This is a genomic window from Streptomyces sp. NBC_01460, assembly GCF_036227405.1.
Taxonomy (GTDB): Bacteria; Actinomycetota; Actinomycetes; order Streptomycetales; family Streptomycetaceae; genus Streptomyces.
The window spans coordinates 3,084,738-3,100,838 of the sequence record NZ_CP109473.1 but is presented as its reverse complement, the minus strand read 5'-3'; the positions used below and the strand labels follow the sequence as shown (position 1 = coordinate 3,100,838).

The 16,101-nt window shown below is 70.0% G+C and carries 15 protein-coding genes and 1 tRNA gene; 1 reads left to right on the top strand and 15 read right to left on the bottom strand.

Annotation, left to right across the window (positions count from 1 at the left end):
• Positions 1-148: 148 nt before the first annotated feature.
• The 3 genes from OG488_RS13685 to OG488_RS13675 all read right to left on the bottom strand — a co-directional run bounded on the left by OG488_RS13685 (position 149) and on the right by OG488_RS13675 (position 2,198).
• Positions 149-221: transfer RNA gene (locus OG488_RS13685), tRNA-His, on the bottom strand.
• Positions 222-349: 128 nt separating this feature from the next.
• Positions 350-955 (bottom strand): oligoribonuclease, encoded by a 606-nt coding sequence (orn, locus tag OG488_RS13680; RefSeq protein WP_329229142.1) that lies wholly within the window; start codon positions 953-955, stop codon positions 350-352.
• A gap of 10 nt (positions 956-965) precedes the next feature.
• A complete protein-coding gene (locus tag OG488_RS13675; RefSeq protein WP_329229140.1) occupies positions 966-2,198 on the bottom strand; it encodes a helix-turn-helix domain-containing protein in 1,233 nt (410 codons plus the stop codon).
• Between the two features lie 824 nt (positions 2,199-3,022).
• Here OG488_RS13675 and OG488_RS13670 point away from each other — a divergent pair.
• Positions 3,023-3,544 (top strand): universal stress protein, encoded by a 522-nt coding sequence (locus OG488_RS13670; RefSeq protein WP_329229138.1) that lies wholly within the window; start codon positions 3,023-3,025, stop codon positions 3,542-3,544.
• 68 nt (positions 3,545-3,612) lie between these two features.
• Here OG488_RS13670 and glmS read toward each other — a convergent pair whose 3' ends face one another.
• From glmS to OG488_RS13610, 12 genes are all read right to left on the bottom strand, one after another.
• The gene (gene glmS / locus OG488_RS13665; RefSeq protein WP_329238631.1) at positions 3,613-5,442 is read right to left on the bottom strand and encodes a glutamine--fructose-6-phosphate transaminase (isomerizing); all 1,830 of its coding nucleotides are present in this window, start codon (positions 5,440-5,442) and stop codon (positions 3,613-3,615) included.
• Between the two features lie 59 nt (positions 5,443-5,501).
• On the bottom strand, positions 5,502-5,777 hold the full coding sequence (locus OG488_RS13660) for a hypothetical protein (protein ID WP_329229136.1): 276 nt from the start codon (positions 5,775-5,777) through the stop codon (positions 5,502-5,504).
• A 147-nt stretch (positions 5,778-5,924) separates the two neighbouring features.
• Positions 5,925-7,706 (bottom strand): IucA/IucC family protein, encoded by a 1,782-nt coding sequence (locus tag OG488_RS13655; RefSeq protein ID WP_329229134.1) that lies wholly within the window; start codon positions 7,704-7,706, stop codon positions 5,925-5,927.
• A complete protein-coding gene (locus tag OG488_RS13650) occupies positions 7,703-8,278 on the bottom strand; it encodes a GNAT family N-acetyltransferase (protein WP_329229132.1) in 576 nt (191 codons plus the stop codon). Before OG488_RS13650 ends, OG488_RS13655 begins: the two co-directional genes overlap by 4 nt.
• A complete protein-coding gene (locus OG488_RS13645) occupies positions 8,275-9,561 on the bottom strand; it encodes a lysine N(6)-hydroxylase/L-ornithine N(5)-oxygenase family protein (RefSeq protein ID WP_329229131.1) in 1,287 nt (428 codons plus the stop codon). Before OG488_RS13645 ends, OG488_RS13650 begins: the two co-directional genes overlap by 4 nt.
• Positions 9,545-10,993, bottom strand: a complete 1,449-nt coding sequence (locus OG488_RS13640; RefSeq protein ID WP_329229130.1) for a pyridoxal phosphate-dependent decarboxylase family protein — start codon at positions 10,991-10,993, stop codon at positions 9,545-9,547. The genes OG488_RS13645 and OG488_RS13640 overlap by 17 nt, the downstream gene beginning before the upstream one ends.
• 161 nt (positions 10,994-11,154) lie before the next feature.
• On the bottom strand, positions 11,155-12,006 hold the full coding sequence (locus OG488_RS13635; RefSeq protein WP_329229128.1) for a siderophore-interacting protein: 852 nt from the start codon (positions 12,004-12,006) through the stop codon (positions 11,155-11,157).
• An 80-nt stretch (positions 12,007-12,086) separates the two neighbouring features.
• Positions 12,087-13,115 (bottom strand): ABC transporter substrate-binding protein, encoded by a 1,029-nt coding sequence (locus OG488_RS13630; RefSeq protein WP_329229126.1) that lies wholly within the window; start codon positions 13,113-13,115, stop codon positions 12,087-12,089.
• Between the two features lie 175 nt (positions 13,116-13,290).
• The gene (locus OG488_RS13625) at positions 13,291-13,578 is read right to left on the bottom strand and encodes a hypothetical protein (RefSeq protein ID WP_406462541.1); all 288 of its coding nucleotides are present in this window, start codon (positions 13,576-13,578) and stop codon (positions 13,291-13,293) included.
• A gap of 119 nt (positions 13,579-13,697) precedes the next feature.
• Positions 13,698-13,916 carry a DUF2191 domain-containing protein gene (locus OG488_RS13620; RefSeq protein ID WP_329229122.1) on the bottom strand — a complete coding sequence of 73 codons (219 nt, stop codon included), beginning with the start codon at positions 13,914-13,916 and terminating at the stop codon, positions 13,698-13,700.
• A gap of 70 nt (positions 13,917-13,986) precedes the next feature.
• Positions 13,987-15,153 (bottom strand): acyl-CoA dehydrogenase family protein, encoded by a 1,167-nt coding sequence (locus OG488_RS13615; protein ID WP_329229120.1) that lies wholly within the window; start codon positions 15,151-15,153, stop codon positions 13,987-13,989.
• A 7-nt stretch (positions 15,154-15,160) separates the two neighbouring features.
• On the bottom strand, positions 15,161-16,090 hold the full coding sequence (locus tag OG488_RS13610; protein ID WP_329238627.1) for a hydroxymethylglutaryl-CoA lyase: 930 nt from the start codon (positions 16,088-16,090) through the stop codon (positions 15,161-15,163).
• Positions 16,091-16,101: the final 11 nt, after the last annotated feature.

Below are 16,101 nucleotides of genomic sequence, written 5' to 3'. Positions count from 1 at the left end.
GGGGGAAAGCGCGGCGGGACCGTTCTCTCGGATGCCCGGTGGCCGGCGTTCCATGCGGGGCTCGGCGCCGGTGTTCCCGCCGCGTCCCGACGTTCCGGACATGACGAAGGCCCGACCTGTTCTCACAGGTCGGGCCTTGATCAATCAGGGTGAGTAACGGGACTTGAACCCGCGACATCCTGGACCACAACCAGGTGCTCTGCCAGCTGAGCTATACCCACCATGTCGCCCGGTCGCTTTCCTGACCGGCCGAGAAAAAGTGTACAGGGTCCGAGCGGGTGCTCGCGCCCGAGTTCCTCAGGGGCCGATCACGGGCCCCGGAGGGCCCGTGAGCAGCGGGGTCGTGCGCCTACTGTCCGGCGGCCGGCGTGTGGCGCGCCGCGATCTCCTTGGCGCGGGCCGAGTCCGGTCCGGGCTGCGGCACGAAGACCGCGTCCCGGTAGTAACGGAGCTCCGTGATGGAGTCGCGGATGTCGGCCAGGGCCCGGTGGTTGCCGTTCTTGTCCGGACTGTTGAAGTACGCCCTCGGATACCAGCGGCGCGCCAGCTCCTTGACCGAGGACACATCGACGATCCGGTAGTGGAGGTAGCCCTCCAGGGACGGCATGTCCCGCGCGAGGAAGCCCCGGTCCGTGCCGACCGAGTTTCCGCACAGAGGGGCCTTGCCCGGCTCCTTCACGTGCTCGCGGATGTAGGCCAGGACCCGCTCCTCGGCGTCGGCCAGGGTCGTGCCCCCGGCCAGCTCGTCGAGGAGGCCCGAGGCGGTGTGCATCTGCCGCACCACCTCGGGCATGGTCTCCAGGGCCGCGTCCGGCGGGCGGATCACGATGTCCACCCCTTCGCCGAGCACGTTCAGTTCCGAGTCGGTGACCAGTGCGGCCACCTCGATGAGTGCGTCGTCCGTCAGCGAGAGCCCGGTCATCTCGCAGTCGATCCACACCATGCGGTCGTTCATGCGCCCCACCCTACGGGGCGCTGCGCTGCCCCGGCAGGGCCGGGCGGCCCGGAACGTACGCCTCGGGACCCGCTCCGAGACGCTCCACGGGGCCGCCGGAGGCGGTCGTGGCGGTGACCGGGGACAGGCCGGGTGAGGACGCCGCGGCGGCGCGGCGGCTCGACGCCGTGCCCTGGACGGGGACGGACGTGTCCAGCACCGCCGTGACGCTCTCCAGCGGCCCTCCCTGCGGACGGCGGGCCCGGTAGGCGGCCCGGTACGCGGCGGGGGAGGACCCCAGCTGGCGGCGGAAGTGCCCGCGCAGCGCGACGGGCGAGCGGAAGCCGCAGCGGCCCGCCACCTCGTCGACCGAGTAGTCGGAGGTCTCGAGCAGCCGCTGCGCCTGCAGCACGCGCTGGGTGATGAGCCACTGGAGCGGTGCGCTGCCCGTGAGCGAACGGAACCTGCGGTCGAAGGTCCGTCGGCTCATGTAGGCGCGCGCGGCCAGGGTCTCCACGTCGAACTGCTCGTGGAGGTGCTCCAGGGCCCAGGCCACGACCTCGGCGAGCGGGTCGGAGCCGATCTCTTCGGGTAAAGACCTGTCGAGGTAGCGCTCCTGGCCGCCACTGCGCCGCGGCGGTACGACGAGCCGGCGCGCCAGCGCCCCGGCCGCCTCGGTGCCGTGGTCGGTACGGACTATGTGGAGGCACAGGTCGATTCCGGCCGCGGTCCCGGCCGAGGTGAGCACGTCGCCGTCGTCGACGAACAGCTCACGCGGATCGACGTGCACCGACGGATAGCGCTTGGCCAGTGTCGGTGCGTACATCCAGTGCGTGGTGGCCGGGCGGCCGTCCAGCAGGCCGGCCGCCGCGAGGACGAAGGCCCCCGTGCAGAGTCCGACGATGCGGGCGCCCTCCTCATGGGCGCGGCGCAGCGCGTCCAGGGCCTCGGCGGGCGGCGGGGAGGTGATGGACCGCCAGGCGGGCACCACGACGGTGCCGGCCCTGCTGATCGCCTCCAGGCCGTACGGCGCGCTGAGTTCGAGTCCGCCGGTGGTGCGCAGCGGTCCTTCCTCACCCCCGCACACCAACAGGCGGTAGCGCGGAACTCCCGCGTCCTGCCGGTCGATTCCGAAAACTGAGAGCGGAATGGAGCTCTCGAAGATAGGGCCGCCACTGAACAGCAGTACGGCTACGACTTCCCGGCGTCGCCGCCCGGTCAGTTTCCGTGCGGCCTCCGTTGCGGTGGCGGAGTCCTGGCTCATGACGCTAAGCCCCCCTCGGTGTTCGCGTCTTCCTGGTCCCTACGGGCCTGTCGCTCCTGCACGTTTCCCCTCGGTCTCGCACGCGTCCCCAGTCCTCGACACTCATGATCGAATCTACTGCGTCCCGTGGTCCCGACGTGACACGTTCCCCCACCGGCACTATGTCGACAAGGCAACGTGGCCCGAAGCGTTCGATCACGAAGGGTTTCACTCGTGAGCGCCACAGGGAAGTGCGCATCGCGATCATGGCCCGTCCCCGTAGGGTCAAAGCGTACCGCGCGGTCTATTCCTGCCTGGTGGCATGCGGGTTGGGCAGCCCTGACACCAGGAGGAGGGGGTGGAGGTGAAGTTGGCTGAAAACCGATGGTTGCGTGCGCGTATTCCAGTCATGCGACCGGCGTACGCCCTCTGCCTCCGGAAGCCCCCATGCGCCTCAGAAGCCACTGGAGGGCGTCCGGACTCCGGAGATCGACGATGCGCGATTGCGTGATGGCGGGGTGTGACGACTCCCGCCGGCGGTCCTGGTGGCGCATTCGGCCGCCTTGCACGGATCGTCGCGGCGGCCGGCCGGACAGGGTGACCTGAACCCGTCAGAGCGTCCACGAGCTGGATGTACGACGCAACCGGCATTGCCATCCGGGGCGGTCTCCGGCATGCTCCCTCCATTGCCGCATGCGCCGTGCGAGGGCTGGGCAGTGGAGGAGTGGCGCCGTACCCTTGGGGGTAGGGGGTTGGGAAGATGTTTCCCGGACACAGCTTCACCGCTCGCAGGTACACCTCCACACCGCTCCCTCCTCACGAGGACTCTCTTCGCCGAGACACCGATGGCCGGTCACGAAATCCCTGAACCCGCAGACCGCAAGCAGGTAGCCGACCCCGGGTCGGAACCGCGGCCGGTCGGAGAGTCGCGCCCTTCCTGCGATCCAGCCTTCCGGCATGGCGTCGTGGTCGGATTCGACGGCTCCATGTCCAGCGAACGAGCCCTCGCGTACGCCATCGGAATGGCGCACCGGCACGGCTCGGGGCTGATCATCGTCCATGTGGCCAACCGGCTGCCCACCACCGTGTGGGCCGGCTGCGAGCCGCCCGTCTTCGTCGACGTCCCCGATCACCGCACCGAGGTCCTCGGTCTCGAGCTGGCCTGCGCGGACTATCTCGCGGAGATCCCCTGGGTGCTCGTGGAGCGCGGCGGGGACATCTGTCACGAGCTGGAGGAGGTCGGCCGGGAGTACTCGGCCGACGCCATCGTCGTCGGCTCGACGCACGGCATCGTGGGCCGCATCTTCGGATCCGTGGCCGGCCGTCTCGCGCGCCGGGCGCAGCGCCCGGTCATCGTCATCCCCTGAGAGCGCCGAAAGGCCCCTGACGCGACGTCAGGGGCCTTTGCGCTGCTTGTAGGTGCCGGGCGGGGGTGCTACTCGACCGTGACCGACTTCGCCAGGTTGCGCGGCTTGTCGATGTCACGGCCCATGGCCAGCGCCGTGTGGTAGGCGAGCAGCTGGAGCGGGATGCCCATGAGGATCGGGTCCAGCTCGTTCTCGTTCTTCGGGACGACGATCGTGTGGTCGGCCTTCTCCTGCTCGCGGTGGGCGACCGCGAGGATGCGCCCGCTGCGGGCCTTGATCTCCTCGAGCGCGGCGCGGTTCTTCTCCAGCAGGTCGTCGTCCGGGACGATCGCGACCGTGGGGAGCGCGGGCTCGATGAGCGCGAGGGGGCCGTGCTTGAGCTCCGAGGCGGGGTAGGCCTCGGCGTGGATGTAGGAGATCTCCTTGAGCTTCAGGGAGGCCTCCAGCGCGACGGGGTAGCCCCGGACCCGGCCGATGAACATCATCGACTGCGCGCCCGCGTACTCCTCGGCCAGCTTCTTGATGTCGTCCTCGGCCGCGAGGATCTCCCCGATCTGCTCGGGCAGCTTGCGCAGGCCCTCGATGATCCGCTTGCCGTCGGAGACCGAGAGGTCGCGGATGCGGCCCAGGTGCAGGGCGAGCAGCGCGAAGGCCACGACGGTGTTGGTGAAGCACTTGGTGGAGACGACGCAGACCTCGGGGCCCGCGTGGACGTACATGCCGCCGTCCGCCTCACGGGCGATCGCCGAGCCGACGACGTTCACGACGCCCAGGACGCGGGCGCCCTTGCGCTTGAGCTCCTGCACGGCGGCCAGCACGTCGTAGGTCTCGCCGGACTGCGAGACGGCGACGTAGAGGGTGTCGGGGTCCACGACCGGGTTGCGGTAGCGGAACTCGGACGCGGGCTCGGCGTCCGCGGGGATGCGGGCCAGCTCCTCGATGAGGCCGGCGCCGATCATGCCCGCGTGGTACGAGGTGCCGCAGCCCAGGATCTTGATCCGGCGGACCCCGCGCGCCTCGCGCGCGTCCAGGTTCAGGCCGCCCAGGTGCACGGTGGAGAAGCGGTCGTCGATGCGGCCGCGCAGCACGCGGTCCACGGCGTCGGCCTGCTCGGAGATCTCCTTGTGCATGTACGTGTCGTGGCCGCCCATGTCGTACGACTCGGCCTCCCACTCCACGGTGGTCGGCGTGGCCGTCGTGGTCGAGCCCTCCGTGGTGTACGTACGGAAGTCGTCGGCCTTGAGGGTGGCCATCTCGCCGTCGTCGAGGGTGACGATCTGGCGGGTGTGCGCGACCAGGGCGGCCACGTCGGAGGCGACGAACATCTCCTTCTCGCCGATGCCGAGCACGACGGGGGAGCCGTTGCGGGCGACGACGATGCGGTCGTTGAAGTCGGCGTGCAGGACGGCGACGCCGTACGTGCCCTCGACGAGCTTCAGCGCCTCGCGGACCTTCTCCTCCAGCGTGAGCGCTCCCGAGCGGGCGATCAGGTGGACCAGCACCTCGGTGTCGGTCTCGGAGAGGAACTCGATGCCGTCGGCGACGAGCTTCGCGCGGAGCTCGGAGGCGTTGTCGATGATGCCGTTGTGGACGACGGCGACCTTGTTCTCCGCGTCCAGGTGCGGGTGCGCGTTCTCGTCGCTCGGGGCGCCGTGGGTGGCCCAGCGGGTGTGGGCGATGCCGGTGGTACCCGCGAACCGCTTGGGCACGCGGGCCTCCAGCTCGCGGACCCGGCCCTTGGCCTTGACCGTCTTCAGCGTGCCGGGCCTGCCCGCCGGGGCCTTGCCCGTGATGGCGATGCCCGCGGAGTCGTAGCCCCGGTACTCCAGCCGCTGCAGGCCTTCCAGCAGCAGGGGAGCCACGTCACGCTTCCCGATGTAACCGACGATCCCGCACATAGAGTCTCTGCCCTCCATCGACGTACAAAAGTCCGGTGCCCGGTGCCGCCCCTTCGGGCTCAGCCGTAGACGATGCGGCGCAGCTGGCGGAGCGAGAGCTCCTGCGGTGCCACCGCGCGGTGCGGCAGCTCGGCCGCGATCCGCTCGAAGATCTCCGTGTTGACCAGGCCGCCCGCCTGCAGTTCGCGGTGGCGGCGCCGGACGAAGTCCTCCGTCGTCTCGTCGAAGTACGCCAGCACGTCGAGGATCACCCGGGCGGCCTCGCCGCGCTGGAGCGCGGTGGAGCGTACGAGGTGGTCGATGAGGTCGTCATGCGTGGGGCGGCGTTCGAGCACCCGTCGATATTGCGTGGATCGGGGTCGTTACGCAAGAAATCTGCCCGAAATCGGGCAGGAATCTCATGGAGGGGTGCTGGTATGTCGGAAATGGGCCGTACATTCTCATCCGGCCCCGCCCGCGAAGGGCGGGGCCGGACGCCCCCCTCAGTACGCCGCGATCGGGTTCCGCAGGCGGCCGGTCAGCTGGAGCGCGCCCGCGGGGTCCTCCAGGTCGACCATCTGCCGGTTGTCGCGCAGCTGCAGCCGGTTCAGGCAGGAGAGCGCGAAGTCCTCCGTGAACATGTCGTACCGCGCGAACTTGTCCGCGAGGTGCGGCACCGCGTCCTGGTAACCCCTGACGCACTCGGCGACCGTCCGCCAGAAGGTCTCCTCGTCGAGGGCGCCCTCCGTGGCCAGGCCGGCCCCCAGGAAGCGGAAGAAGCAGTCGAAGACGTCGGTGAGGACCGACAGCAGCTTCATGTCCTCGGGGACGTCGGCGCGGATCCGCTCGACCTGGGGCGGCAGCACCGCGTCCGGGTCCATGACCGCGATCTCCTCGGCGATGTCCTTGAAGACCGTCCGGCGCACGACGCCGTCCTCGATCACCAGGATCACGTTCTCGCCATGGGGCATGAAGACCAGGTCGTAGGCGTAGAAGCTGTGCAGCACCGGCACCAGGTACGCGTCCAGGTAGCGGCGCAGCCAGTCGGCCGGGTCCAGCCCCGACTCGGCGATCAGGGCGCCCGCCACCGAGCGGCCCCCGTCGTCGGTGTGGATCAGGGAGGCCATGGTGGCGAGACGCTCGTCGCCGGTCAGGGAGGGGACCGGGCTCTCCCGCCACAGGGCGGCGAGCATCTTCAGGTACGGGGAGCCCTTGGCGGTCGCCGCCTCGTAGGCCTGGTGGCGGTAGCCGATGGCGGCCCGCTCCCGGATGATCGAGAACCCGGTTCCGCGCAGCAGCTCGTCCTGCTCGATCAGACCGGCCAGCCAGTCGTTGATCGCCGGGGTGGCCTCCATGTACGCGGCGGAGAGCCCTCGCATGAAGCCCATGTTCAGCACGGACAGGGCCGTCTTGACGTAGTGCTTCCCGGGGTGGTCGGCGTTGAAGAAGGTCCGGATCGACTGCTGGGCCAGGTACGCGTCGTCGCCCTCGCCCAGGCAGACCAGGTGCTGCCGGGCCACCTCGCCCGCGAAGGTGACGGCGAGCTTGTTCCACCACTGCCAGGGGTGGACCGGGATCAGCAGGTAGTCGTCGAGGTCGAGCCCGAGGTCCGCCATCCGCGCCGCGAACCTGTCGAGGGTCTTCCCGCCGAGCTCGCCGGCGATCAGGGTGGGGTAGTCCAGCCCGGCACCGGCCGTGAAGGTGGCGCGATCGCGCCGGGCGGCCAGCCAGACCAGCTTGATCCCGGCCGCCGCCTCGGGGGCGTAGGCGCGGTACTCGCCGACGCCGAAGCCGAGCCGCCCGTTGTTGGCGACAAAGCAGGGGTGACCCTCGGTCATGCCGGTCTCGACGGCCTGGAAACCGGCCACGGCGAGCTGTGCGGAGGTGGTCGGTTCCTTGGTCAGCTTGTACGCGGTTCCGGCCAGCGTGGAGGAGATCTCCTCCAGGTACACCGGAAGGATCTCCGCCGACAGGCCCAGCGTGGAGCGCAGCTCGACGAAGAACTCCAGCGCGTCCAGCGGGAGGTCCGAGCCGTGCCGGTGGCGCGTGATCGAGGCGGCGTCGACCTGCCAGTGGTCCAGCGCGAAGCGACGGGCCGCGAAACGGTACTCGACCGTCCCGTCGTCGCTGTGCACGCGGTAGCGGCCGTCGCCGAGCGCGGCGGGGGTCAGGATGCGCTCGTGGGAGAACTCGGCCAGCGCCTTGCGGATCAGGAGCCGGTCGGCGACCGCCCAGCGCTCGGGGGTCAGGTGGGCGACGGCGTCGGTGGTGGGGTGCGTGGTCATCGGTCGTCTCCCGTGGTCGCGGCCTCGAACTGCTCGCGGGTGCAGGTGCTGAGCAGGGCTTGCTTCTCCGGCTTGGTGATCTCGCGGACCGCCTCGAAGCCGACCGCCTTGTTCAGCGCGTGCACCGCGGTGTTGGTGACGTCGGGTTCGACGACGACCCTGCGCACCCGGGGGTCCGCGAACAGCGTCTCCATGACGGTGGTGATCACGGCGAGGGTGAAGCCGTGCACCGGCTTCTCGGGCGGGGCGACAAGGAAGTGCATCCCGACGTCGCCGGGCTCCGCCTCGTACAGCCCCTTGAGCTCGACCTCGGTGGGGTCGTAGCGCTCCATGAGGAAGGCGGGCTCGCCCTCGTGCAGCCCGATGAAGGCGTCGTGGTGCGGGTGGGCGGCTATCGCCATGTACTCCCGCTCGACGTCCTCCAGCCGGGCGTCACCCATCATCCAGAAGGCCGACCGGGGGTGGGTGACCCACGCGTGGACCAGTTCCGCGTCGGACCGCCGGCCCTCCCGGCCGGGGGAGGGGTCCAGGGGGCGGACGGTGAACGTCCCGAGCGGTTTCGTGCTGGTCATACGGCGAACTCCTGGAAGGCGACGGACTTCTCGACCGGGTAGTACTCACGGCCGAGCAGTTCGCCGATGATGTACGCGTTGCGGTACGCACCCATGCCCAGGTCGGGCGAGGTGATCGAGTGGGTGTGCACCCCGGCGTTCTGCAGGAAGATCCCGCGGCCGGTGGTGTCGATGCTGTAGTTGCGGGCCACGTCGAAACGGCCCCGGCCGTCGTGCCGGATGCGGTCGGCGACGGGCTCCAGGAAGGCAGGCGCGGCGTAGCGGTAGCCGGTGGCGAGGATCAGGCCCTCGCTGTCGAGCTCGTAGTCCCTGCCCTGCTCCTCCTGGCGGAGGCCCAGCGTGTACGTGCCCGTGGACTCCTCGTAACGCGCGCTCCGCAGCGCGGAGTTGGTGAGCAGGCGGGTGGGGACCGGGCCCGGCAGGTTCTTCTGGTAGAGCAGGTCGAAGATCGAGTCGATCAGCTCGCCGTCGATGCCCTTGAAGAGCCCCTTCTGGCCGGACTCCAGCCCGTAGCGGGTGTCCTCGGGCAGGGCGTGGAAGTAGTCCACGTAGTCCGGCGAGGTCATCTCCAGCGTGAGCTTGGTGTACTCCAGCGGGAAGAAGCGGGGCGAGCGCGTCACCCAGTTCAGCCGGTAGCCGTGCACATCGATCTCGGAGAGCAGGTCGTGGTAGATCTCCGCCGCGCTCTGCCCGCTGCCCACCAGGGTGATGGACTTCTTGGCCTGCAGCGCCGCCTTCTCCTGGAGGTAGCGGGAGTTGTGCAGGAAGTCGCCGCCCAGGCCCTGGCAGGCCTCCGGGATGTGTGGTGGGGTGCCGGTGCCCAAGACGAGGTGGCGGGCGCGGAAGGCGCTGCCGGCGGTGTGGACGGTGTACAGGCCGTCGCCCTCGTCGTAGGTAACCGACTGTACGGTTTGGTTGAATCGGATACTGCTCAATCCGGCCGCCGCCCACCGGCAGTAGTCGTTGTACTCGGTCCGCAGCGGGTAGAAGTTCTCCCGGATGTAGAACGAGTAGAGCCTGCCCCGCTCCTTCAGGTAGTTGAGGAAGGAGTACGGAGAGGTCGGGTCGGCCATCGTGACCAGGTCCGACATGAACGGGGTCTGGAGATGGGCCCCTTCGAGGAACATCCCCGAGTGCCACTCGAAGTCCGGCTCGGACTCCAGGAACACCCCGTTCAGCTCCTCGACCGGCTCGGTCAGGCAGGCGAGTCCGAGGTTGAACGGGCCGAGTCCGATCCCGATGAAGTCGTACGGGGCGGTGAGGGGCTCAGGAAGCGCGGTCAAGGGACTCTCCCAGGTACTGCTCGGCGTGGCCGGCGATCAGATCGAGGACGGCGGTGATGTCGGCCGCGGTCGTCTCGGGGTTGAGCAGGGTGAATTTGAGGTACTGGCGGCCGCCGACCTCCGTGCCGGCGACCACGGCCTCCCCCGAGGCGAAGAGCGCCTTGCGGGCGTGCAGGTTTGCCCGGTCGATGTCGGCGGGCGTCGTGACGTGGGCGGGGACGTAGCGGAAGACCAGGGTGGAGAGCCGCGGCTCCACGACGACGTCGTAGCGCGGGTCGGCGGCCAGCAGCCGCCAGCCCTCGCCGGCGAGCTCGCAGACCTCGTCGAACAGCTCCCCGATGCCGTCCGCGCCCATGGTGCGCAGCGTCATCCACAGCTTGAGGGCGTCGAACCTGCGGGTCGTCTGCAGGGACTTGTCCACCTGGTTGGGGATGCGCTCCTCGACCGTCCGCTCCGGGTTGAGGTACTCCGCGTGATACGTCGCATGGCGCAGGGTGGCCCGGTCGCGGACCAGTACGGCGGACGAACTCACCGGCTGGAAGAAGGACTTGTGGTAGTCCACGGTGACCGAGTCGGCGCGCTCGATGCCCTCCAGGAGCCCGCGCCGGGTCGGCGAGGCGAGCAGCCCGCAGCCGTAGGCGGCGTCCACGTGCATCCAGGCGGCGTACTCCTCGCAGAGCGCGGCGATCTCGGGCAGGGGGTCGATGGAGCCGAAGTCCGTGGTGCCCGCGGTGGCGACGACGGCCATCGGCACACCCCCTTCGGCCAGGCAGCGTTCGAGGGCGGCGGCCAGTGCGACGGTCTGCATCCGCTTCTCGCGGTCGACGGGGACGCACACGACGGAGTCCGGGCCCAGGCCGAGGAGTTTCGCCGACTTCTGGACGCTGAAGTGACTGCACTCGGAGGTGAAGATCCGCAGCCGGGTGAACTCCTCCGGGCGGAGCTTGGCCTCTTCGCGCGCCAGCAGCAGGGCCTGGAGGTTGGACTGGGTGCCTCCACTGGTGAAGACACCGTCCGCGGCGGGGCCGAGGCCGATGCGGCCGGCCGTCCAGTTGATCAGCCGGCGCTCGATCAGGGTGCCGCCCGCACTCTGGTCCCAGGTGTCCAGCGAGGAGTTGACCGCGGAGAGCACGGCCTCGCCGACCACCGCGGGGATGACCACGGGGCAGTTGAGGTGGGCGAGGTAGCGGGGGTGGTGGAAGTACACGGCGTCGCGGAGGTAGACCTCGCCGAGCTCGTCCAGGGCGGCAGCCGTGTCGCCGAGCGGCCGGTCGAGGTCGATGGCGTCGACGACGGGGGTGAGGGCGTCGACGCCGATTCCGCTGAACGGCTGCTCGGTGGAGGCGAGTGTGGCTGCTACCTGTTCGACTCCCGCGGTGACGGAGCGACGGTAGTCCTCCGCCGTCGTGTGGTTGAGCAGGTGGGAACGCATGTGGGGGGCCTCCCGGGTGGGGACGTCGTCGCGGCCCTCCGGGCAGAGAAGGGGGGACGAGGGCGCGACGGTTAAGTTAGGTAAGCCTAACCTAATGAAATCGCGCTCCTCGTCCCCCGGGGGGAACCGTCACAGGAACCCCACACACCGGCGCGGATGCGTCACACGGACGCCCGCGCCGCTTCCTCCCTCAGCTGTTCCTCGCTCATCCCGCGCCGCCAGTAGCCGACGAAGGTGACGCGCTTGCGGTCGAACCCCCGCTCCTGGACGAGATGGCGGCGCAGCCCGCGCACCTCCGACGACTCGCCGGCGATCCAGGCGTACGGGACGCCCCCGGGAAGCTCGGCGGCGCGGACGGCCTCCACGGCCGGGGGCGCCCCCTGGCCGCGGACCAGCCAGTGGACCGTCACGTCGGCCTCCGTGCGGAGCTCCAGGCGGTCCCGCGCGTCCGGGACCTCCAGCCAGACGTGGGCCTTCGTGCCGGCCGGAAGCCACTCCAGGGCGGCCGAGGCCGCGGGTAGCGCCGTCTCGTCGGCCCGGATCAGCACCCAGTCGGTGTCCTGGGGCGGGCGGAAGCGGACCGAGGCGTTGTCCTCGACGGCCGGGCCCAGCGCCTTGAGCAGCCGGCCGGGGCGGGCGGCCTCCGCCCAGCGGCAGGCGGGCCCGCCGTCCTCGTGCAGGGCGAAGTCGATGTCGATCTCGGTCGAGCCGTCGTCGGCACGGCGCTGCGCGCGGACCGTGTAGGCGCGCATGACGGCCCGTACGTCCTCGGGGGCGGCGCGCCACGCGTCGAACCAGGTGCCGTCCTCGGCCACCGGGACGAAGGGCTCGCGCTGGCCCGGGTGCGGCAGGAACAGCGAAAGGCTCTGGTCCCGGCCCCCCGCCGCGAAGCCGTCGAGCCCCGGCCCGCCGAAGGTGACCCGTTGCATGGAGGGGCTCAGCCGTTCGGTCCGCAGGACCGTCAGGCCGAAGAAGCGGAAGGGGGAGGCGGGGGGTGCGGTGGCGGTCGTCATACGAGGGGTCTCCTCCCCGGGACGGGAAAAACGGCGGGCCCGGCCCCCGGAGACGTGCTCCAGGGGCCGGGCCCGGGTCGTCAGCCGACCTTCTTGGCCTTCTCGATGGCCTCGGCGAGGGCGTCGAGGATCGGCGCGCACTTGTCGTACGAGTAGATGGGCTCCGTCGTACGCGGTATGACCTGGCCCGCCTTGACGGCCGGCAGCTTCGCCCAGGTCGGCTTGGAGGTCAGCGCGTCGGGCTGCAGGGCCGAGGAGCGGTTGTCCATCATGATGATGTCCGCGTCGTACTTGTCGACGTTCTCCCAGCTCAGCTCCTCGAAGAAGCCGGCCTCGTTGACCTTCGGCTCGATGAACTGCACACCGAGCTCCTGGAAGTACAGGGTGTCGGCGGACATCTTGGCGAGCGAGACGTAGAACAGGTCCTGACTGGCCGAGCCCACCAGGACCTTGATGTTCGGCTGCGACTTCGCGGCGGCGCGCAGCCGGGCCGCGGCCTTCTCGAAGGCGGCCTTGGCGTCGGTGACCTTCTTCGCCTTGACGTCGGCGCCGAGGGAGGCGGCCAGGTCCTCGTGGCGCTGGATGGCCTTCGGGACCGTGGTCTGCGCGGCCCACAGGGCGACGCTCGGGGCCAGCGCGAGGATCTTGCCCTTGGACTGGTCCGGCACGTACCAGAGGGCGTCCTTCTCCCACATGGCGGTGACGAGGAGCTCCGGCGCCAGACCGGCGTACTTCTCGACGTTGAACTCGCCCCAGACGTTGCCGAGCACCTCGACCTTGCTGATGTCGAGGTCACCGGCCTGCACATCGGCCTTGCCGTCGGAGGTCTTCGTCGGGCCGAAGACGCCCTTCACCTCGACGCCGTAGTCGTGGAGCGCGGCGGCGACACCCACGAACGCGACGATGTTCTTCGGCACGGAGTCGGCCTTCGCCGTCTGCCCGCGGTCGTCCTTGAAGGACCAGGGGCCGGATTTCTCCGCACCCGAACCCGAGGTGGAGCCCTTCTCGTCGCCGTCGCCGCAGGCCGCGAGGACGGCACCGAGACCGACGGCGCCACCGGCGGCCAGCAGGCCGCGGCGGGAGAGTGAGCTGGTCCGGAGGTGGGGCATGAGTGTGTCTGCTTTCGTACGCGCCGAGGGCGCCCGCTGACGATTCAAAGGAAGGCTAGCCTAACCTCACATGTCGCAGGCCGGGAGGGCAAGGGGGAGCGGCCGATCCGTTACCTGAGCTGCGAAAAGCCGCCCTCCCGTGACCAGGGAAGGCGGCTGTCGCGAACGTTCGGGCTCAGCCGGTGACCGGCTGCAGGCGCAGCATGTCGATGTCCGGGCACACCTTTGCGATCGCGCTGAAGTCGTCGTCCACGTGCAGCACGGTGAGCCGGTGCTGTCGGGCTGTGAGAGCGACGAGGATGTCGATGGGCGAGGGGCCCCGGTGGTGGCCGATCCTCACGAGCTCTCGCTGTACTTCGATGATCCTCGGCCAGGGGTCTTCGAGGGCGGGAACCCATCCGAAAGTCTGGCCGAGCACGGTGAAGAACGGTTCGTGGTCCCGGTCCGCCCGCAAGGCCGGCATGAGCTCGGACTCCACGGGCGGGCAGAGCGACACGAGGCCTTGGGCGACGCGCCTCGGCCATGGCTCTCCCACCTGGCGCCGGAGCAGTCGCCGGACGGCCGATGTGTCGGCGAGACAGCTCACAGCCCTGACCGCTCCCGTTCCTCCAGGACGTCGAAGTCCAGGAACTGGTCCGCGTTGTCCTGCAGCCGGCGCAAGGCCCGGGCCCGGTCGTCCGCACTGACCGTGGCAGCTATGGTCAGTGCTCGGTTGATCGTCTCCCGCTTGGTCGAGGTGCCGAGCTGCTGCTGGGCGAACGCCGGCATCTGGTCGTCCACATCCACGAGGGTCTTCGTCATGGTGGACCTCCTGGGGCCGATGGATATATACGCCTGATCGGGAGTATCTATCGCCGCGGCCCTCGGTGTCTCAGGCGTCCATCCCCAGCTCCCGGGCGATCAGCATCCGCTGCACCTCGCTCGTGCCCTCGCCGATCTCCAGGATCTTGGAGTCGCGCCACATCCGTGCCACCGGGTACTCGTTCATGAAGCCGTAGCCGCCGTGGATCTGCGTCGCCTCGCGGGCGTTGTCCACCGCCACCGTCGAGGAGTAGAGCTTCGCGATGGCCGCCTCCTTCTTGAAGGGCTCGCCCGCCACCAGCCGGGAGGCCGCGTCGCGCCAGCCGATCCGGGCCATGTGCGCCCGCGTCTCCATGTCGGCGATCTTGAACTGGATGGCCTGGTTGGCGCCGATCGGCTTCCCGAAGGCGTGGCGCTCCTTCGCGTACTTCAGCGACTCGTCCACACAGCCCTGCGCGAGGCCCGTCGACAGCGCGGAGATGGCGATCCGCCCCTCGTCCAGGATCCGGAGGAACTGGGCGTACCCGCGGCCCTCCTCGCCCAGGAGGTTCTCCTTCGGGACGCGGACGTCGGAGAAGGAGAGCTCACGGGTGTCCGAGGCGTTCCACCCGACCTTGGAGTACGGGGCGGCGACCGTGAAGCCGGGGGTGCCGGACGGGACGATGATCGCGGAGATGCGCGGGGCGCCGTCCTCCTTGCGGCCGGTGACCGCCGTCACCGTCACCAGCTCCGTGATGTCCGTACCTGAGTTGGTGATGAAGCACTTCGACCCGTTGATCACCCACTCACCGGTGGCCTCGTCCAGCACGGCCGTCGTCCGGGTGCCGCCCGCGTCCGAGCCGCCGTCCGGCTCCGTCAGGCCGAACGCGCCGAGCGCCTCGCCCGCGCAGAGCTTCGGCAGCCACCGCCGCTTCTGCTCCTCGGTCCCGAAGCGGAAGACCGGCATGGCGCCGAGCGAGACCCCTGCCTCCAGGGTGATCGCCACGGACGAGTCGACGCGGGCCAGCTCCTCCAGGGCGATCCCGAGGGCGAGGTAGTCGCCTCCCATGCCGCCGTACTCCTCCGGGAAGGGCAGGCCGAACAGGCCCATCCGCCCCATCTCCCGCACGATCTCGTACGGGAACTCGTGGCGCTCGTAGAAGTCGCCGATCTTCGGGGCGATCACATCGTGGGCGAACTCCTCGACGGTGCGGCGCAGTTCCTCGTGTTCGGCGGTCAGCCGGTGGTCAAGGGACATGGGTGCTTCACTCCTTGTGGGACAGCGCGCGGACGGTACGGGACGGGCTCGGGCGGCCCAGCTGTTCGGCCATCCACACGCTTGTGGCGGTGAGTGCGCCGAGATCGACCCCGGTGTCGACACCGAGGCCGTCGAGCATCCACACGAGATCCTCGGTGGCGAGATTTCCGGTCGCGCTCTTCGCGTACGGGCAGCCGCCGAGGCCGCCCGCCGAGGAGTCCACCGTCGTCACCCCGTGCTGGAGCGCGGCCAGGGTGTTGGAGAGCGCCTGGCCGTAGGTGTCGTGGAAGTGCACCCCGATGGTGCCGGTGCGCACGCCCTCCTCGTTCAGCCCGGAGAGCAGCCGCCCGACATGGCCGGGGGTGGCGACGCCGATCGTGTCGCCGAGCGAGAGCTCGTCGCAGCCGAGGTCCATCAGCGCCTTCGCGACCCGGACGACCTGCGCGACGGGCACGGCGCCCTCCCACGGGTCGCCGAAGCACATGGACAGATAGCCGCGCACATGCACCCCGGCGTCCTTGGCGCGGGCCACGACCGGCTCGAACATGGCGAGCGACTCGTCCACCGTGCGGTTGAGGTTGCGGGCGGCGAACGTCTCGGTCGCCGAACCGAACACGGCGATCCGGCGGGCACCGAGCGCGAGCGCCCGGTCCAGCCCGCGCTCGTTCGGCACGAGGACGGGCAGCGCCACATCCCCGACGTCCGCGATGTCCCCGACCAGCGGGAAGAGCTGCTCGGCGTCCGCCAGCTGGGGCACCCACTTCGGGTGCACGAAGCTGGTCGCCTCGATCGTGGTGAGCCCGGCCTCCGCGAGCCTGCGGATGAACTCGGCCTTCACCTCGGTCGGTACGACGGTCTTCTCGTTCTGCAGTCCGTCGCGCGCGCCGACCTCGTGGATCCGGACCCGGGCGGGCAGCCCCGGCGCGGGCACCGTCATGGGCAGTCCGG